Source organism: Bacillus sp. IT-79MI2, from assembly GCF_949768135.1.
GTDB classification, from domain to species: Bacteria; Bacillota; Bacilli; order Bacillales; family Bacillaceae_G; genus Bacillus_A; species Bacillus_A pseudomycoides.
Window position 1 is genome coordinate 108,608 of sequence record NZ_CATKPV010000044.1, and the last position, 20,406, is coordinate 129,013.

11 protein-coding genes and 1 pseudogene are annotated in these 20,406 nt (G+C 35.3%); all 12 read left to right on the plus strand.

What is annotated here, in order from left to right; genetic code table 11:
- The first annotated feature begins 3 nt into the window (after positions 1-3).
- The 12 genes and pseudogenes from ACM6HU_RS03335 (at position 4) to ACM6HU_RS03390 (ending at position 20,341) form a co-directional block, all read left to right on the plus strand.
- Positions 4-4,650: a non-ribosomal peptide synthetase gene (locus ACM6HU_RS03335; protein ID WP_275857840.1), complete on the plus strand. Its 4,647-nt coding sequence runs from the start codon at positions 4-6 to the stop codon at positions 4,648-4,650.
- On the plus strand, positions 4,650-11,078 hold the full coding sequence (locus ACM6HU_RS03340) for a non-ribosomal peptide synthetase (protein ID WP_275857841.1): 6,429 nt from the start codon (positions 4,650-4,652) through the stop codon (positions 11,076-11,078). The genes ACM6HU_RS03335 and ACM6HU_RS03340 overlap by 1 nt, the downstream gene beginning before the upstream one ends.
- A gap of 90 nt (positions 11,079-11,168) precedes the next feature.
- Positions 11,169-12,164, plus strand: coding sequence for a class I SAM-dependent methyltransferase (locus ACM6HU_RS03345; RefSeq protein WP_275857842.1), 996 nt, complete (start codon positions 11,169-11,171; stop codon positions 12,162-12,164).
- Positions 12,165-12,198: 34 nt separating this feature from the next.
- On the plus strand, positions 12,199-13,173 hold the full coding sequence (locus ACM6HU_RS03350; protein ID WP_275857843.1) for a GNAT family N-acetyltransferase: 975 nt from the start codon (positions 12,199-12,201) through the stop codon (positions 13,171-13,173).
- 170 nt (positions 13,174-13,343) lie between these two features.
- Entirely contained in the window at positions 13,344-14,660 is a 1,317-nt protein-coding gene (locus ACM6HU_RS03355) for an MFS transporter (protein WP_414847989.1), read from the plus strand.
- 44 nt (positions 14,661-14,704) lie between these two features.
- Positions 14,705-15,073, plus strand: coding sequence for a hypothetical protein (locus ACM6HU_RS03360; RefSeq protein ID WP_098873340.1), 369 nt, complete (start codon positions 14,705-14,707; stop codon positions 15,071-15,073).
- An 18-nt stretch (positions 15,074-15,091) separates the two neighbouring features.
- Positions 15,092-16,153: a pyridoxal phosphate-dependent aminotransferase gene (locus ACM6HU_RS03365; protein ID WP_275857844.1), complete on the plus strand. Its 1,062-nt coding sequence runs from the start codon at positions 15,092-15,094 to the stop codon at positions 16,151-16,153.
- A gap of 24 nt (positions 16,154-16,177) precedes the next feature.
- On the plus strand, positions 16,178-17,179 hold the full coding sequence (locus ACM6HU_RS03370; RefSeq protein WP_275857845.1) for a TauD/TfdA family dioxygenase: 1,002 nt from the start codon (positions 16,178-16,180) through the stop codon (positions 17,177-17,179).
- 64 nt (positions 17,180-17,243) lie between these two features.
- The gene (locus tag ACM6HU_RS03375; RefSeq protein WP_275857846.1) at positions 17,244-17,807 is read left to right on the plus strand and encodes a 4'-phosphopantetheinyl transferase family protein; all 564 of its coding nucleotides are present in this window, start codon (positions 17,244-17,246) and stop codon (positions 17,805-17,807) included.
- 237 nt (positions 17,808-18,044) lie between these two features.
- Positions 18,045-18,788, plus strand: a complete 744-nt coding sequence (locus ACM6HU_RS03380; RefSeq protein ID WP_275857847.1) for a thioesterase II family protein — start codon at positions 18,045-18,047, stop codon at positions 18,786-18,788.
- 472 nt (positions 18,789-19,260) lie between these two features.
- A pseudogene (locus tag ACM6HU_RS03385) lies at positions 19,261-19,497 on the plus strand (topoisomerase C-terminal repeat-containing protein); the annotation flags it as partial.
- A gap of 136 nt (positions 19,498-19,633) precedes the next feature.
- A complete protein-coding gene (locus ACM6HU_RS03390; RefSeq protein WP_414847990.1) occupies positions 19,634-20,341 on the plus strand; it encodes an IS6 family transposase in 708 nt (235 codons plus the stop codon).
- Positions 20,342-20,406: the final 65 nt, after the last annotated feature.

The window sequence follows — 20,406 nt, forward strand, 5'->3', positions numbered from 1 at the left end:
GGAATGACAGTATCTGTAACATATAAAGGGGAAAAATTAACATTTGATAAAATGCCAACACCGGATCAAATCAAAAGACGATATGAAGAAATGTATTGCTTAATTAAATCATATCCAAAACAAAATCATTATCCTCTACTTCCGTTACAGGAACAAATATGGTTCTTTGATAAATTGAACCCTGGCAGTACTATGTATAATATTCCATTTATTTATCGACTAGAAGGACAACTAAACTTGGGGGCTCTTGAGCAGTCCCTCCAGTTTATTGTTAATCGTCATGCAGCACTTCGTACTACGATAAAAGAGTATGAAGGAGAGCCTGTACAGGTTATAGCCGATTTCTTGGAATTAAAATGTGAATTAATTGATATGACAAAGTACAAAACTGAAGAACGAAAAGCTAAGTGTGATGCTCTAATTGAAGAAGAATTGAGTACTGGATTCGATCTGGAAAAAGGGCCCCTTATTAGAGTTAAAATTTTGAAAGAAAAGGAAGATAGCTATGTATTATTAATCAATATTCATCATATTGTTTTTGATGGATGGTCAGTTAATATATTTTTACAAGAACTTTCTGAAGTTTATCGCTCTTATAATGAGCATAAGAGCCTTAAACTACCTGATATAACAACTGATTTTACTGATTATGTACAATGGTTTAATGAGCGTATAAATAGTGGTTCATTAGATAATCAGAGAGACTACTGGTTTAACGAATTAACAGGTGATCTGCCTAGCTTAGAATTACCAACAGATTTTATACGTCCAAGAGAGCAAATATATAAAGGTGATGCAAGAGAGTTGAAGTTTAGTTCGGGATTAACTCAAGAGTTGCATAATTTATGTAAAAAAAATGGCGTTACCATGAACATGTTACTTTTGTCAGCCGTTAATCTTTTACTAAAACGTTACACTGGCCAAAAGGATTTAATTATTGGTACACCTGTTGCAGGAAGGACTAGAGATGAAATTTCCAATACAATTGGTTACTTTGTTAATACATTACCCCTAAGGTGTAATATCGAAGATGATACAAGCTTTGTGGACTTAATTAAGTACGTAAAAGAAAAGTCTCTGCAAGCATTAGATAATCAGGAATACCCATTTAAATTACTTGTTGAACAACTTAATCCTGAGCGAGAATTAGGTCGTTCGCCGATCTTTCAGACGATTATGACTTATGCTGATCTTTCAAAAACTATGGAATTAGGAGATGTAAAGGTTAAGAGTATGCCAGTCTCAGTGAAGACGGTCAAGTTTGATGTTGGATTCGGCTTTACTGAAAATATTGACGGATTGAAGTTGGCAATAGACTATCGAACAGACCTTTACTCAAGTAAGACCATTGGTTTGTTATTAAAGCATATGGAACAATTACTCAAATCGATAGTAAAAAATCCAACAGAAAGTATATATCAAATTCCGATACTTTCTGAAAAAGAAAAGCATGAGCTAACAATAGAGGTTAATCAAACAACAAATCCGCTGCCAAAGGAATTATGCGTTCATCAATTGTTTGAAAAGCAAGCGGAATTACATCCCCTAAACGTTGCACTAAAGTTTGAGGGGCATCAAGTAACATATGCGGAGTTAAATGCCCGTGCTAACAAGTTAGCACATTGGTTGCAGTCGCGTGGTATAGGCGCGAACAAAATTGTAGTAATATTATGTGACCAAGGAATTGAATCGATTGTCTCGATGTTAGGAGTTCTAAAGTCAGGTGGTGCTTACATACCACTTGATCCAAGTTATCCTGTTAAGCGCCTTAATTACATGATTGAGGATTCTAAGGCATCTGTAGTATTGACCCAATCTCATTTAGAACACTTGTTGTCTGACTATGCTGGCGAGTACTTTTTGCTTGATCAAGATTGGAAAAGTATAGAGGGTGAATCGATAGATAATTTGCCAACTTTAATAAATGGAAATAATTTAACGAATGTGCTGTACACATCCGGATCAACTGGTGTGCCAAAGGGTGTTGAATTACCTCACGTAGGTGTAATTCGATTAGTTTATAAAGCAAATTTTGTAAACTTGAATAGTAGTGATGTGATACCTCAGCTTTCTCCATTGAATTTTGACGGTGCAACATTTGAAATCTGGGGGGCATTATGTAATGGTAGTACGCTGCTAATAATCAAAAAGGAAATTGTCCTTGCTCCAAAAGAGTTGTGTACAAATATTTACGAACACGGTGTCACTACTTTATTAGTAACTACTCCCCTCCTTAATCGCTTAATTGAAGATGCACCAGAGTCATTAACACCATTACGCAGGGTGATTTTTGGAGGAGAAATTATATCCAAACAGCATATAAAAAAAGCGCTAAAGTATTGTAAACCAGGTACGCTATTACATACTTATGGTCCAACAGAAAATTCATTTACTTCCTGTTATTTTCCAATACATGAGGTTGATGAACAAGTATGGACAATACCGATTGGACAACCTGTATCAAATACGGAAATATATATTCTAGACCACAATCTTGAACCGGTCCCATATGGCGTAGTAGGTGAGATATACCTTTCTGGTTTGGGGCTTGCCCTTGGTTACTTAAATGATGAAGAACGTGGGGGAAAAGTGTTTATACCGCATCCGTTTTCTAAGAAACCTGGAGCTCGCCTTTATAAAACAGGTGATCGTGCGCGGCGTTTAAAAAATGGGAATATAGAATTTATTAGTCGTAATGATAATCAGGTGAAAATCCGAAGTCAGCGAGTAGAACTTGGTGAAGTAGAGAGCGTATTACGAAAATCGACGATGGTACAGGAATGTTTTGTCACGGTAATCAATAATTCAGATGATGGAAAGAGATTGGCAGCTTATTTTGTACCTAAAGATACAAAAAAATTGCACATTGATAATAAGGTTAACGTCATTCAATGGCCAAAGAGTAAGATAAAAGAGGTTAGAGACTTTTTGAAAAGTGAATTACCTGAATATATGGTTCCTAGTTATTTGATACCCTTAACCGACCTCCCACTTAATATAAACGGTAAGGTAAATCGACATCAATTACCATCTCCAACTGCAGAAACATACTTTAGGGGGGAATATAAAGAACCAAAATCAGAGGTAGAAATCAAAATTACAGAAATCTGGAAGCGTCTTCTTAAAGTAGATCGTATTGGACTTGAAGATAACTTTTTCGACCTTGGTGGTCATTCTCTATTGGTAGTTAAGGTTCAAACAGCTCTGAAACAAGAACTAAATGTAGAAATTCGCATAATGGATCTTTTCCAGTACACGACAGTTAGTGCCCTTAGTCAATTGATTACTCAGGAATTACCGAACGAGAAGGTTATTTCTTTAGTTAATGCGCCAAGGAAAAGGTTAGATGAAGACACATCTATTGCAATCATTGGGATGTCATTGCGATTTCCTGGAGCTAATAATCCTTATGAATTTTGGGAAAATCTACGTAATGGTAAGGAAAGCATTAGTCAAATTTCAGATGAGGATCTTGATCCAGCTTCTTTCCATAAAGATCCCAAGTTATTCAACAGTATCGTACGTGCAGGGGGATTTATTGATAATGCACTCTCCTTTGATCCAGAATTCTTTAGGATATCCGAACAGGAAGCTAAGTATATGGATCCACAACATCGTATTTTCCTTGAGTGTGCATGGGAAGCAGCTGAAAACGCAGGTTATAACTTAGATACACTAGACCGGCCTGTTAGCTTGTATGCGGGATGTGCAACTGGTACATATCTTTCACAAACGTCAGGAGACGTATCAATTGCCGATCAGTTCCAAAAAGACCTTATGTCTCGCTCGACCTTTTTAACTACTCGTGTGTCATATAAGTTAAATCTTACTGGTGAAAGTATGTTAGTAGATACCGCTTGTTCTACCTCTCTAGTCTCTGTACACATGGCATGCCAAAGTTTAATACTTGGACAATCTGATTATGCATTGGCAGGAGGAATATCAATTAGGTTTCCACAAAAGACTGGTTATTTGTATGAACCAAACTTTATTCTTTCACCCGATGGACATTGTAGAGCGTTTGATAAAGATGCGGCAGGTACTGTAGAAGGAAACGGTGGCGGAGTTGTTTTATTAAAACGCTTGTGTGATGCATTGGAAGATGGTGACTCAATATATGCTATAATTAAAGGTTCAGCAATCAATAATGATGGAAATATGAAGATAGGTTATACAGCTCCAAGCTTAAAAGGACAAGCTGATGTTATCGCTCGAGCTCAGGCGGCTGCAAATGTCAGTCCTGACAGTATCTCTTATATTGAGGCACATGGAACGGGTACGAAATTAGGTGACCCTATAGAGATAGAAGCGCTAACTAAAGTGTTTCGATCCCAAACGAATCAAAAACAATTTTGTGGGATTGGTTCTGTTAAAACAAATATAGGCCATCTTGGTTCTGCAGCAGGTATTGCTGGATTAATTAAAACTACGCTCGCTTTGAAATATAAAGAAATTCCACCAAGCCTACATTATATGGAGCCAAATCCTGAGATTGATTTCGCTAACAGCCCTTTCTATGTTTGCTCTAGTAAGACTCCTTGGGGTACTAATAATAAACTGCGTCGAGCAGGAGTAAGTTCCTTTGGAATTGGTGGGACAAATGTACATGTTATCTTAGAAGAAGTAATGTCAGGAAAGGAAGAGAATTAATGCAATTAGATAATGCTCAGACAGTAAGAAAAACCCCTAATTATCAACTGTTCCCTATTTCTGCCAAGAATTCGTATGAGTTGGGTCAAGTTGCGGACCGACTTTCTAAGCATCTCCTCTTAGAACCAAAACAGTCATTGTCTGACTTAGCGTATACATATCAAATTGGTAAGAGAATATTTGATCACCGTATAGCTCTAACTGTTAACAGTACCAAAGAGTTGTCTCAGCTATGCGAAGAAATCTCTAGAACCAATGGTAATGTTCCGGATACGTTCTATGCAAATAAAAAATCAAAGAAAAATGTAGTGTTTATGTTTACTGGACAAGGTTCACAGTACAGTGGTATGGGGAAAACCTTGTACGAAAGTTCATCTGTGGTAAGAGAAATATTTGATCAATGTGCAAAAATTTTAGAAGAATATTTTCCTCAGCCATTTTTACAATATCTTTTTTCTGAACAACTTGGAAAGGAACTTAATGATACTCGAATTACTCAACCAGCTTTATTTACTATCGAATATGCTTTGGCGAAGTTGTGGATATCTTGGGGGATTCAACCGTCACTAATGATTGGTCATAGCTTAGGAGAATACGTTGCTGCTTGTATTGGTGGAAGCCTTACCTTGGAAGAGGGTTTACTGCTGGTCATGCATCGTGGTAGATTGATGCATGAGTTATGTGAAAAAGGAGCGATGGCTTCGTTAATTGCTAGTGTTGAAGAGGTAGAACCTTATTTAAATTTTACTAATGGGCTCGTCGAGATTTCAGCTATTAATAGTTCAAATCAAGTGGTGATTTCTGGAACTCTAGAATCCGTGAATAGTCTATGTAAAAGATGGGAGCAGGATGGGGGAATTTGTAAACGGCTCTCTGTGTCTCATGCGTTTCACTCATTCATGATGGAGCCAATGCTTAAGGAGTTTTCTAAACACTTAGAAAACATTGATTGGAAACCGCTAAAGTACCCTATAGTATCTAATTTAACAGGTGAATTAATGGAGACTATTGATGGGAGTGATTATTGGTGTAGGCAGTTACGAAATCCTGTTCAATTTTTAAAAGGCTTAAAGTGGCTTGATAAATCTGACATGGATGTATTTTTAGAAATAGGTCCGCAACCTATTTTGCATAATCTAGCTATAAAAGAAGTTGAAGGAGATCGTCTCTTTTTAAAATCATTAGACGCTCGAAAGCCAGAGTGGTATATGTTACTTTCCATGGTAGGTAAAGCCTGGGCCTATGGTGTTGATGTGGACTTACAAGCATTGGGTGCTGACTATTCACACAGACGGGTACATGTACCAACATATCCATTTTCAGATAAAGTATATAATATAAATCAGAAAACAGAAGTAGTTAATAACAGTACAGTACCCCATACCTTAAGTATTAACAATAATGATGTGCAACAAAATAGTTTACAAATAAAATCTAATATTAATATTGAAGAGGTATTGCGTTCTTTCTTTTATGAAATTTTGGGCGTGAAAGATGTTGATTTCAAGGATGACTTTTTTGAATTGGGAGGAGATTCGCTTAACGCTATTCAATTGCAGGCGCGAATTCGTAAAGAATTTTCTGTTGATTTTACACTAGCTGATCTATTTAAGTTAAGAAATATTGAGAACGTGACAGTAGAGATTAAAAAACTTCAAAAGGAAATAAAAGACGAATTAAATAAATCTCCAATTAAGAATATAGCTAGTTTGCCTAAACAACAAACTTATGCCTTATCGAGTTCTCAACAAAGCATATTCTTTCTGAATGAAATGCATAAAGATCAAACTCTATATAATCTTCCAGCTGCTATGGTTTTACATGGAAAACTAGATTTGGAGCTTTTTAAAAGCGTTATTCAAAGTATGATTGATAGACATGAGCAACTACGAGCAACTTTTGCTTTGAATGGATATCGACCTGTACAGACTATTCATGAAAAATTAATCCTTGATATCCCTGTTTTAGATTGGAGACATCACAATAAGAGTGAACAAGGGAGAATGAAACAAGAATTACTTTTAGAGGAGTCAGAGTACAAATTTGATCTGAAAGAAGGGCCATTGTTTAGGGTGTGCATAGTTAAATTAGGGTCAAGTGAGAATATGCTGCTTATTAATGCACATCATATAGTATTTGATGCATGGTCAATGAATATATTACTTAGGGACATTGATGAGTTATACACATCTTTAAAAGAGCAGAAAAAACCAAACTTATCTGAGTTGAATATTCAATATGTAGATTACATGGACTGGCTAACTAATGATATAAATAATGAAAAGCTTAATTGCTCTAAAGAGTATTGGCATAAGAAATTAGGTAGGGATTTACCAGTTTTAGATTTGCCACAAGATTATCCACGTCCTAAGATTCAAAGCTTTAAAGGAGCATCATATCAAAAAAATCTAGATGAAAAAATGGTAAAGGAATTACGTAAATTAGCAAAAGAGAATAATACCACGATGTATACATTACTTTTAACAGCATTTCAGGTACTGCTCTACCGGTATAGTGGTCAAACGGATATAATTGTCGGCACCCCTGTAGCGGGGCGGTCTGAACGAATTACTGAAGATCTGATAGGAATGTTTGTAAATACAGTAGCCATAAGAAAAGACTTATCTGGTAATCCGCATTTTAATGAATTACTCGAACAAGTGAGAGAGTTGACATTGGAAGCATTTACTCACCAAAACTACCCATTCGATAAGTTAGTTGCAGAGTTGAATCCTTCCCGTGATGAAAGTAGGCCGCCCATTTTTAGTGTATTATTTAGCATGTTAAAACACGATATCAAGGCGGAAGAGGGGTTTTGTAATAATGTTGTAGAAGCAGTCCAACCACAAAGTATATTTTCGAAATTTGACATTACTTTAATGGCAAGTGAAATTAAAAATGGAATATCGCTTTATTTAGAATATTGTACTGACCTTTTTAAAGATTCAACGATTCACTATATGATGGATAATTTTATGCATTTACTTAATAGTATTGTTAAAAAACCAGATACTAGAATAGCTGAATTAGAAATTCTCTCTGTTAAAGAAAAACAAAAACTGTTGTCTTTTAATGAGGAAAAAGCATTTTTCCCACAAGACAAAACGATTCACAGTCTTTTGTCAATACAGGCAAAAGAACATTCTCAAAAAATAGCAATTTCTTATAAAAATCAAGCACTTACTTATGGAGAACTTGAGAAGCAATCAAATGCTCTTGCTCATTACCTTCGTAAATTGGGTGTTGGTACTGAAACGCATGTAGCAATTATGTGTAAGCGTTCGCCTCAGTTAGTAATAGCAATTTTAGGGATATTAAAAGCAGGTGGGACTTATGTTCCTATCGATCCTTCGTATCCTCAAGAGCGGATTAATTATTTATTAAAGGCTTCGGAAGCTCCAATAGTCATTACTCAGCAATCGCTCATAAATACTGTTGGTAGATTTAAAGGTCGATGTCTAATTATCGAACAATTAAATAAGGAACTAGAGAATCAAAGTACCGCTCCACTTCTAGAATATAGTTCACCGGAGCATCTTGCTTATATTATATTTACTTCTGGATCAACAGGTTTTCCTAAAGGTGTTCAGGTACAACATCGTGGCCTTGTGAATTATTTGACACAATCGGTAAATCTTTATAGATCTGGCAAAGAGGGAAGTTTCCCACTTTATTCATCTATCTCATTCGATTTGACCGTGACAAGTCTATTTTTGCCTTTGATAACTGGAAATACAATATTTATTCAACCAGCTGAATTAGAAGGAGTAGCTCTTTTAACGCAAATGGCGAGTGTGCACGATTTCGAGTCAGCTAAATTCACACCAGCTCATCTAGAGTTATTAATTCAAGAAGCTAAAATTAATGGTGCAGGTATGAAAAGCTTGCGACATGTGATAGTTGGTGGAGAAGCTCTATCTCCAGAATTGGTGAAATCATGGTTCTCATATTACCCAAATACTATTATTTATAACGAGTATGGTCCTACTGAAACGGTTGTTGGGTGTACTGTTCAAAGGATTACTCCTGAAATGCAATTTGATAGGAAAATAACCCCAATTGGTCGTCCCATTAATAATATGAAAATTTATTTATTGGACGATCAGAAACAACTCGTACCGATAGGAGTGAAAGGCGAAATTTACATCGGTGGTCCTGGAGTTGCACGGGGATATTTAAATGATGATGATTTAACAAAGAGAGGGTTTATTAAGAATTCGGTTATACCTGGGGAAACACTATATAAAACTGGCGATATTGCACGTTATCTTGAGGATGGTACCCTTGAATATTTAGGACGATCAGACAATCAAGTGAAAATTCGTGGATTCCGTATTGAATTAGAAGAAATTAAGTCAATTTTACTGAAGCATAATGCTGTAAGGGATTGTGTAATTGTTGTAGACACTGATTCGTCAGGTGATAAACGTTTGCTAGCTTACATCGTTACAGAAACAACGGTGGATAAAAATGAGGTTTTTGAATTTTTAGGAAATTTCTTACCTGAGTATATGATTCCAGCGCATTTAATTCCTGTTTCTTCACTCCCGTTAACTGATAATGGAAAAGTGGATAAAAATGCATTACCATCATTAAACAGTGCAGAAGTAATGACGGATGGAACGCAAAAAAGCGAGGGCATTATGAGAGAAGATGATTTACAGAATTGGATAGCAGAGTTATGGAAAGAGGCTCTTGAAATAAATGAGATTGGTATACACGATGATTTCTTTAAACTTGGAGGTCATTCGTTAAAAATACTACCTATAATAGTAAAAATAAAACCAAAGTTTCCAAACGTTCAAGTTCAAGACTTTTTTACTCATAGAACAATTGAATCAATAACTAAGCACCTATATGCTCAAAATAAAGAAGCGAACTCTTCAGAAATAGAGGAAGATGAATTATCCAAAAGTGAGCTGCAAGAATGGATTCTTGAACTTTGGAAAGAGGCTCTTGAAATAAATGAGATTGATATACACGATGATTTCTTTAAACTTGGAGGTCATTCGTTAAAAATACTACCTATAATAGTAAAAATAAAACCAAAGTTTCCAAATGTTCAAGTTCAAGACTTCTTTACCTATAGAAATGTGGAAGATTTAACTGATTTTTTATTTAAACAACTTAAGACTTTGAATGCTGAACATTTAGATGGAAAAAATAGAAATGAACTGGATAAGACAAATGTTTCATCAGAAGCGAGATGTAAGAATACTGTAGAGGATGAAATAGCTTCGAGTGAATTGAATACTAGGATTGATACTAATGGAGTGTTGTTAACAGGTGGGACGGGTTTTCTTGGTGCCCATGTTTTATATGAATTACTTGAGCAAACCAGAGCACATATATATTGTTTAGTACGTCCATCTGGCAACTTGTCAGTACTTGAACGATTTCATAGTAAGATGGAGTTTTACTTTGGAGAAGGCATGAGAGACCGCTTGAAAGGGAGAGTAACAGTAATTAACTCTGATCTGAATAAGGAAGATCTAGGAATTTCTGCGGGGAACTTGCAGATGATAAAAGAACAGATTAATATGATTATACATTGCGCTGCTGATGTTAGGCATTATGGTAATGAGGAACACTTTGAAAACACTAACGTTGGCGGGACTAGACGTTTACTTGAATTAGCCAAAGTAATCCCGAGTGTGCATTTTCATTATGTTTCAACAATTAGTATAGTTGGGTGGTCTTCGCAAGATCCAAATGAATATGTGTTGCAGGAAAAAGACTTTGATCGTGGGCAAATTCTCGATAATGTTTACACAAGGAGCAAGTTTAATGCCGAGAAGCTCGTGAGGGAAGCTAGTAAAGATGGTATCTCTGCCTCTGTTTACCGAGTAGGGAATCTTGTTGCTCATTCAAAAAGTGGACAGTTTCAAGAGAATATGGAAACGGATGCTTTCTATCGTATATTAAAGGGAATTATCTTATTAGGTGCAGCCCCACAGTCCCCAGGAGACTTGGATCTAACGCCTATTGATTATTGTAGTAAAGCACTAGTTAAACTATCAACTCATAGAGAATCTATTGGACAAACATATCATCTCTGTAACCCTAATTGCTTGTCTATTGAGGAACTTACTCAGTTACTGCAATCATTTGGATATGCTATAACTTTGTTGAAGCCAGAGAAATTTAATCAATTTTTATTTAGTGAAAACATGTCAGAAGAACATCAGGAAGCTTTACAACTTATTATTGCGCAACTGGAAGGTAGCAATGTAGAGGGTAAAGTGGTTCGTATCGATTCTCAGAAAACTGTCGAAATATTGAAAAATTTAGGGGTTATTTGTCAAAAACCCGATCGCAATTTAATTTATTCTATTCTAAAATACACTATTGATAAGGAGTTTATCCCGATGCCTAAATTATGGAATATGATTGAACATGAGAAAGAAGAACATCAGTTAATTTATTAAAGGCCAAAGGAGCATAATCAAATGGAAATGAAACTATTCTATTCTCCTGATTTAATTAACGGGTGTATTGATTCTAAGGAGGACATTCAGATGAAAGTAAAACCAATCCGACCTGAGGACTTATTTAACGGATACGTAGGAGCAAATGTAGCATATGCATATCAAGAAATTGGATTGTTTTCATTTTTAAAGCCAGGTTATAAAGTAAAACCTGAGAAACTTGCTATTCAAACGGGTAGCGAGTTCTCTCGGTTAATTGCTTTGCTTAAAGCTGGACATGCATTCGGCTATATTAAAATGCATAACGATGGTTGTGTATCCATAACTGAGATGGGAGAAAATCTTAGAAATCAAATAGGTTATTTTACATGGAGTGTTGGAGGTTATGGTAACCTATTTCGAAACATGGGGAATTTGGCTAAGAATGATATAGAATGGAGTCATTTACGAGATGAGGGTAAAGTAGCTCTTGGGGCAGATATTAATAACCGCTCATTTATGCAACACTTATTATTTGATGTGCTTGATAATCTGAACTTTACCACTATTGCTGATTTAGGGTGCGGTAATGGAGGACGTTTAGTTTCACTTTGTAATCGTTATCCATCTATAAAAGGAGTGGGAATAGATATAAGTGAAGATGCAATTACGTTAGCTAATAAGAATGTCAGTGATCATGGCTTGGAAGACCGTATTAAAATGATTTGTACTAATGTATTAGATACTATTAATACTGACGAATATAACGATGTTTTGAAGGAAGTAGAAATTGTGAGTAGTTTTATGATGTTACATGATCTATATAACATACCTGAGGTATGGCATGTACTGTTCGATCGGTTGAGAGAAAAGTTCCCTAATATTAAATATCTACTAGTGGCTGATACTGTAAAAATGCCTCAAGTTGAGAGTTTGAATGAATTACCGATTTTTTCCGTGGGGTTCGAACTACTTCACTCTTATATGGATGTGAATTTACCAACTAAGGCTGAATATAATGAAGCCTTTACTAAGGCAGGTCTGTCCATTGAATCCTGTATAGAATTTGGGACTCCAAATACCTATCTTTACCTCTTACGCTTTTAATATTACAAATAAACCATAAGAAGGAATGATTTTTATGTTGAAAAAAGAGCAAAAAGTTCAAGAAATACGAGAATTTAAATTAGATGATATTGCAGCAATAGTTTCTATTAATAATAGGGTAAATCCAAAGGTACCAATGACTGTTAAAGGTAGGATCGCTATGGAGGAAAATCGTCATCCAGATAATCCCCTTAAACAATGGGTAGTTGAACGTGATGGTAAAGTAGTTGCTTATGGTGATTCAGGTATTGTTAATGGAACATCCGCGGATGGTACTTTTCATATTGTGGTTATGACAGATCCAGATTACAAAGGTCAAGGATTAGCGACTGCAATACTGGAAAAAAGTATTGAGTTTGCACAGTCTCACGGTGTTAATAAGTTAATAGGGGCGTGCTCGGAAGATGACTCGCATGCCATAAAATGGATAGAGAATAAAGGGTTTGAATTAATTGGTAGAAATGCTGAAATAAATCTAAGTCTCGATTCATTTGAGGGAGGTTCATACACTAACTTCACTAATGAAATGACAAGATCTGGAATTCATTTACGTACTGCCCAACAAGAAAAGAATGAGAAGCAAAATTTTGAATTAGAATTATATGAAACATTAGCACATCCAATTATCAAAGAGATAGTATTGCCTGGTAATGCAACTATAGAGATGGAGTTTGAAGAATTTAAGGCGTTTATTTTTGGAAGCGAAGATTCAAACCATGATAGTCAAGTGTTGGCGCTTCATAAAGGAGAGTATATTGGTTGGTGCTCTTGTTTAACTGGGAGTCGTGATACAGCATACATTAATTTTTTAGGTGTGCGAAATGATTTTCTAAACACTGGTGTAGAACGTGCTATGATCTTACATATTAGTGAGATTGCTAAATCGAAAGGTTTTCGTAAAATCGGAACGCATATTCAGGGGATTAAACAAAATGTTATAGAAGATATGAAAGCAATGGGGTGGATAGTCGATACAGGTCGTATGATTTGGAGTAAAACTCTGATTTAATACAGTACATTATTTTACTTTAGGATTATTTATGGTATTCAATTTGGATAATATTAGAACTTTGCTGTACCTAAAATCCTTGACAGTTAGCGCTGTTCGGCAAAAAACTCTTAAATTAGAAATAAATTATTGATTATTTTAACTGGAGCTCTTGAAAGGAGGCGGTTTTAATGCTTAAGGGTCTTAAGGGATACATAGTCCTTATGATTACTGAAAAATTTTCGAACTTGGGAAGTAGTCTAACCACTTTTGTACTTGCTTATTGGGCGTGGACTACATTTGGAGAACCAGGCGCAATTGCAAAGGTAACAATTTCATTTTTCCTCCCAATGGTTATTGCACAGTCAATAGCAGGGGTTTTTGTTGATCGTCTTAATCGAAAAATGATTCTTATCTCAACTAATACCTTACTGGTTTGTCTAATGCTTTTACTTGCATTTTTAATGAAAAGTGGTGGGTTACTAACATGGCATATTTACTTGGTAGCAATAATCCACGCAATATGTACAGCTTTTCGTAATCCAACATTAATTGCGACAATGGGAATGATGGTTGATCGTAGTAAATTAGCGAAGGTGAGCGGTCTTAATCAGTCGCTAAATGCTGCAGCTTTTATAGGCGGTCCATTGATTGGCGGAATACTTATTGGATTTGTGGGTGGTGCAGGTTTATTGGTAATTGATGCTTGTACTTTCCTTGTCTCAGTGATTGGCGCTATTGTAGTAGCTATACCAAATCCAACGAGTAAAATATCTGAAAAAAATAATAAATTAAATCTTTTCAGAGAAGTTTGGGGTGGCGCACAATTCATAAAAAAAAATCCGAGTTTACTAGCGCTCATTGCATCGAGTACGGTTTTTAGTTTATTTGGTTCTTTTTTAGTAGTACTATTATTGCCGATGTCCTCACTTTTTTGGGAAAAACAGCCAGGCGCTTCCTTTATTGCGGATGTTCTTGGAAATCTAGGTAGTACAGCTAGTTCATTTGACGCACAAGTCAGTGGTGCTATGAATGCAATTTTGTTCCTTGGCGTATGTGTTGGTGGGATAATTATGGCAAGTTGGAATGGATTTAAGAATCGTGTTTTGAGTATAATGATTGGACTTGTAGTCGCTGGGGCCTCCCAAGCAATGGTGTCAAATGAGAATTTATTGATTGCTGGTTTTGCTCTCTTTGTTTGTGGCTTAATGGGTCCATTATATAATGCAACGTGTGAGGTGATCTATTTAAATAAAACTCCTCCAGAACTTCAAGGACGTGTCTTTAGTCTAATAACATTGCTTGGCCAGATTACATATCCTTTAGGTCTAACACTTGTTGGTTTACTAGGTAAATATTATCAGCCCAACATATTGTTACTGTGGAGTGGTATAGCAAGTGTAGTTGCTGTAATTCTATTCTTTATGATTTCTTCTTTACGCTACGTAGATCAGGTAATACCCGATCATAAAGATCAGTGTATAGACAGGCAAGTATCAGATCTGTGATTTATGTAACTAATATGTTTTAATTTGAAAGGGGAATTTACAGTATGAAACCAGAAATTATTCAAGATTTACCTAAAATGAAAGAGGTAGAGGGGCATTTTCATCCAGCCCCCTTCTTATTAACCGAGGAAATGTTTGGAGGGGTTAATGTAGAGATAGCTGGTGGAGAAATTAGTGAATTAGTAGGTAAGCCTGTGGCAAGTCTACACAAACACGATGTGCCAGAGATTTATCTATTATTCTCACCTGAAAAGGGAGGAGCGAAAATTCAAATTGAAGTCGAAGGGGAGGAATACATTGTCGAATCACCTGCGACATTTTACATACCTGCTGGTATGAAACACCGATTTCTGACACTTGAGGCAACTCGAGGAAGTTATTGTCTGGGTGTCCTACTTAATAATTATCGTTAATTTTGAGAGGAGAAGCTAATGCAACAATATAATTTTCTACAATCTTATAATAGTGGGGGGGCTGATTCCCCTAGCCTTTATCGAATGCACCTAAGTGAGAATCCAAACACAATTTCATCAAAAATTAAATGTGCGATTGAAAATGAGTTAAAACAAGCTCATTATTATCCTGATCCAGACTGTACACTTCTTAAAGAAAAAATTGCAAAACATTTTAAAGTTAAGCCCCAAATGGTTATAGTCGGGAATGGGACTGATGAAGTGTTACTTTTGACTGCTCTTGCTCTCTTGGGAGTAAACAAGACAGGACTAACTACTGAATCAACTTTTCCAGGATATAAGGTAGCTACTGCATTAAGTAGTGCCTCTAACCGCTTTGTACCTATGGTTGATTTTCGAGTTTCAGTTGATAAATTGGTGGAGGCTTGCAAAAATGAAGTTGATGCGGTTTTTGTATGTAATCCTCACAATCCAACAGGTACAACAATTGACAAGGAAGAGTTACAACGATTGTTAAAAGAAACTTCTGCAACTGGAGCAGTTCCAATTATTGATGAAGCATATGCCGATTTCGCTGACAACTCATTTTCTTCAGCAATTCCTTATATTCGTGATGGCGGACAGGCAATTGTAATGCGTACATTCTCGAAGTCTCATAGTATAGCTGGTCTACGAGTAGGCTATGCAATTGGTAGTGAACAACTTATTAAAAAAGTGCAACAAGTACGTTCTGCTCTTCCTTTTAGCGTGAATCGTTTAGCACAAGCTGCTGCCATAGCTGCGATAGATGATATAAATTCTTTAAACACAAAATGGGTAAATGAAGTAAAGGAATATTTTTATTCGGAAATGGATCGTATTAAAATAAGCTATATTCGATCACAGACTAATTTTGTATTGATAAAGGTCCCTGGGGAAAATGGTTTGTTCTCACAACGTTTATTAAAAGAATATAAAATTCTTACCCGTGATACTACACCGTTTGGATATGAAGGTCATCTCCGTGTTTCCATGGGGAATTATGAGGAAACACAATATGTATGTAAAGCTATTGAAATTATAGCAAACGAATTAAGATAATTAACTGAAGAGGAGCAAAACTATATGAGGAACCTTGATGACATAACAAGTATAAATTCAGTAGAAATAAAACAATTAGAAACTGCTACTTTCTTACCGCTATTAATCACTCCAAAAAGACCGGATATAGATATTGCTACATTTGTTAAGCAAAATGATGAACTTATAAATAGTTACCTGATCAAATACGGCGGAATATTATTTAGGGGATTTAACGTTGATTCTCAAGAGAAATTCAACCGATTTTTGGATATCAATTGTTCTGAAATATTAGAATATAATGAGTCCTCCTCACCTCGTACTGAGGTAGGAAATAAAGTGTACACATCTACTGATTTCCCTAATGATCAAGTTATTCTGCAACATAACGAACTTTCGTATTCGGCAGTGTGGCCAATGAAAATATGGTTCTGTTCTGTTACTCCAGCTAAACAAGGTGGAGAAACACCAATATCTGATGTTCGTCAAGTCTATAAAAAGTTAGACCCGAAAATCCGTGATATATTCTCTCAAAAAGGATGGATGCTAGTACGAAATTATGGTGATGGTTTTGGATTACCATGGCAAGAAGTCTTTCATACTGAGAATAAAAAAGAAGTTGAAAAATATTGTGAGAGGCATAGAATACAAGTGGAATGGAAAGATGGTAATCGTTTGCGTACAAGTCAAATAAGAAAAGCAATTCGTCAACACCCTATCAGTGGAGAGTTCGTATGGTTTAATCATGCTGCTTTTTGGCATGAATCAAGCTTAAAAGCTGATATCCGCGAGATGCTTATTAGTTTATTAGGGCGTGAAGGATTACCTTATAATACTTACTACGGTGATGGCACTCCAATTGAAGACTCGATTATTGAAACTATTCGGGAAGTTTATGATTCGGAAACAGTTATGTTCCCATGGAAAAAAGGAGACTTGCTGATGTTAGATAACATGTTAGCTGCTCATGGAAGGAATTCATACATAGGTGAGCGCAAAACATTGGTCTCTATGGGAGAGCCTTATGATTCAAGGGAATTGCTATAAACTTTAGGGTTTAATATTTATCATAGTAGATCTCCTAATTTCCTGAGTAGGGAAGGTGAGTTAAATGTTAAAGATATTAGCATCTAGATTGACGAGCCAAGTAACAGAATATGAATGGAACAATCTTTTATCATGTGTTGATAAAAAAAAACAAGACCAAATAAATAGTTTTGTAAAGTGGGAAGATGCGCAAAGATCACTTTTAGCAGAAATTATGATAAGGCTATATGTCATTAAAACTTTGAAAATGCCTAATGAAGATATTCAATTTATGCATAATGATTATGGAAAACCTTTTTTAAAAAACATTGCAGAATTTCACTTTAACATCTCTCACTCAGAAGATTGGATTGTTTGTTCTATACATCATGGGCCTGTGGGAATTGATATTGAGAAAATCGTACCTTTTAATTTAGAGATTGCAAAACAGCTCTTTTCTGAGATAGAGTACATGGATTTGTTGGAAAAAGATGAGAAGGAAAGGTTGTCTTATTTTTTTGAATTATGGACGGCTAAAGAGAGCTATGTTAAAGCAGTTGGCAAAGGATTATCAATACCTTTAAATTCCTTTTCTTTGAAAAAGTATTCTAGTGAGGGTTTCACTGTTATTAATAAGGATAATAAATAGTCTCTGAAGCAATATTTTTTAGAGCAGAATTATAAACTATGTGTATGTTCTAAAGAAGACTTTGATCTTTCTACTAATATAATAAAAAAAGATGCAAAAGAAATATATAAAGAAATGATTGCATATTCGGAGAGAGAGTTCTAATATGTACTGAATATGCAGAATAATCAAATAGGACCGGATAGCTTTTTTATTTCTATCTGGGGTTTCTTAGAATTTTTAATGAGGTGAAGTAAGATGGATAAAATTCGTTTGTTTTGTTTCCCGTATGCTGGGGGATCATCAAATATATATATGAAATGGAAGAAATATTTAGCTAACTCAATTGAATTATGCCCTATTGAGTTAGCTGGTAGAGGTAAAAGATATTCCGAACCTCTAAATGACAGTATTGAAGAAATTGTTGACGATATATACGAAAAGATTAAGCTCGATGTTGACCAATCCCCATATATGTTGTACGGACATAGCATGGGAAGTTTGATTGCTTTTGAATTGAGCCACAAGCTTCAATCTAGCAATCATATATCACCACTTAATATATTCTTATCTGGAAGAAAGGCACCCCAATTTAATATAAATAAAAAATCCTATCAATTATCAAATGATGAGTTCAAAGAGTTAATTTATCAAATTGGAGGTACCTCTAAAGAAATATTAAATGATCCAAACTTTTCCGATTTGTTTCTTCCGATTCTAAGATCTGATTTTAAAGCAGTTGAAACGTATGTCTATAAGGAGAAATTTGAGAAATTAAATAGCGATTTATCTCTGATGATTGGAAAAGAGGATGAAATAGATATAAACGAAATTATTCCTTGGCGGGAACTAACGAGAAGGGGCTCTACAGTATATAGATTTAATGGAGGCCATTTTTTTATTCATGAAAATACAGTAGAAATAACGAATATAATCAACAAAACTGCAAACGATTTTATAAAGGCTTCAGGTAGTGAAGATTGCTGTCTTCCTACTATGTAATAGATTAAATGTTTATATTAGAGCGGGTTCATGGAGAGATAATCTAACGTGGTCGGCCTTAGATTCATATATAAGCCTATCGGCAGTAACGAGTATGAATGCTTCATAAAGTGTATATAGGAGAGAGGGAATTTGATTAGTTGATTGTAGTAAATGGAAATTCCTTTTGTTTTTCGTCTATGCATCCTGTAAATTTGATAAGTCTTCAAAAGGATCCGTTCGAGGTTTCACTTCATTTTACAAGATTCCAAAAAGTGAAAAAGGAACATAACTGAAATGTAAAAAAAATTTTAAAAACATGTGAATGAGTTGAAACGAATTACAGCACAGATAAGTTCATTATTAGATAATGAAAAACTAGTAAATATCAATTGCGTTTTTTACAAGATGCTATATATGTATATGGTAGAGTGCCGAATAACATTATTCCGGATGCGGTTCTGTTACAAGGTTTGAAAAAAGTATAAAAAGGATAGGGAAAACGACTTATCTATGAGAACATTATAAAAATCTTTGTGAATTTATTGTGTCTGGAACCATTTTGAAAAAGAAAATAAATAGCACGCAAGTAAAAAAGTTATTAGAAAAGAACATGACTGATACAATATCTGGGTTTGAAAATAAGAGTAATGGAGAAAAATTCGATGCAAAATTAACCTATGATTTACAAAAACAACGTATTACGTTTATAACAGATAAAAAGAAATGATATTGTAAAATCTTAAATTTCATATATAAAATTAATAAGAATTATGGTTCTGGTGCAAAAACTTCAAAATATCTAAAAAAAGTCTTTCAGACTTGGACATACTGATACTAGTACTCTAAAAAAGGATGTGATTGGTATGGAAAAGCAAAATCTATTCAAGTGGAAACATTATCAACCGGATATTATTTTATTAACCGTGAGATGGTACCTACGGTACAACCTCAGTTTTCGTGATTTAGTCGAAATGATGGAAGAACGCGGGCTACCCCTGGCTCATACAACTATCATGCGATGGGTTCATCAATATGGTCCCGAATTAGATAAGCGAGTACGACGTCATCTTAAGTCAACCAATGATTCTTGGCGAGTCGATGAGACGTATGTGAAAGTCCAAGGTCAATGGATGTACCTATATCGTGCTGTTGATTCAAAAGGATATACAATTGATTTTCATTTAAGCAAAACAAGAGATCATAGGGCTGCAAAGCGTTTTTTCAAGAAAGCTTTGCAGTCTTTTCATGTTTCAAAGCCCCGTGTGATTACAGTGGACAAAAACCCGGCCTATCCTATAGCGATTGAAGAGTTGAAGACAGAGAAAAAGATGCCTGTAGGCATCCAAATAAGGCAAGTAAAATACCTGAATAACATTGTAGAGCAAGATCATCGTTTTATTAAAAAGAGAGTTCGTTCAATGTTAGGATTGAAATCTTTTCGTACAGCTAAATCTATTCTTTCAGGAATAGAAGCGATGCATATCATTAAAAAAGGCCAACTTATTTTACGGGACAAGTCTGTCCAAAATGAAGTGAAGTTTATTCATCAACTATTCGGAATGGCTGCATAAGAATAGATTCCATTAGGAATCTATATACCTCTTTCAAATAAATACAATCTTTGCACCAGAACCAG

Coding starts and splice junctions, on each gene's coding strand:
- ACM6HU_RS03335 (WP_275857840.1), top strand. CDS start 4: ATGACAGTATCTGTAACATATAAAGGGGAAAAATTAACATTTGATAAA.
- ACM6HU_RS03340 (WP_275857841.1), top strand. CDS start 4,650: ATGCAATTAGATAATGCTCAGACAGTAAGAAAAACCCCTAATTATCAA.
- ACM6HU_RS03345 (WP_275857842.1), top strand. CDS start 11,169: ATGAAAGTAAAACCAATCCGACCTGAGGACTTATTTAACGGATACGTA.
- ACM6HU_RS03350 (WP_275857843.1), top strand. CDS start 12,199: ATGTTGAAAAAAGAGCAAAAAGTTCAAGAAATACGAGAATTTAAATTA.
- ACM6HU_RS03355 (WP_414847989.1), top strand. CDS start 13,344: ATGCTTAAGGGTCTTAAGGGATACATAGTCCTTATGATTACTGAAAAA.
- ACM6HU_RS03360 (WP_098873340.1), top strand. CDS start 14,705: ATGAAACCAGAAATTATTCAAGATTTACCTAAAATGAAAGAGGTAGAG.
- ACM6HU_RS03365 (WP_275857844.1), top strand. CDS start 15,092: ATGCAACAATATAATTTTCTACAATCTTATAATAGTGGGGGGGCTGAT.
- ACM6HU_RS03370 (WP_275857845.1), top strand. CDS start 16,178: ATGAGGAACCTTGATGACATAACAAGTATAAATTCAGTAGAAATAAAA.
- ACM6HU_RS03375 (WP_275857846.1), top strand. CDS start 17,244: ATGTTAAAGATATTAGCATCTAGATTGACGAGCCAAGTAACAGAATAT.
- ACM6HU_RS03380 (WP_275857847.1), top strand. CDS start 18,045: ATGGATAAAATTCGTTTGTTTTGTTTCCCGTATGCTGGGGGATCATCA.
- ACM6HU_RS03390 (WP_414847990.1), top strand. CDS start 19,634: ATGGAAAAGCAAAATCTATTCAAGTGGAAACATTATCAACCGGATATT.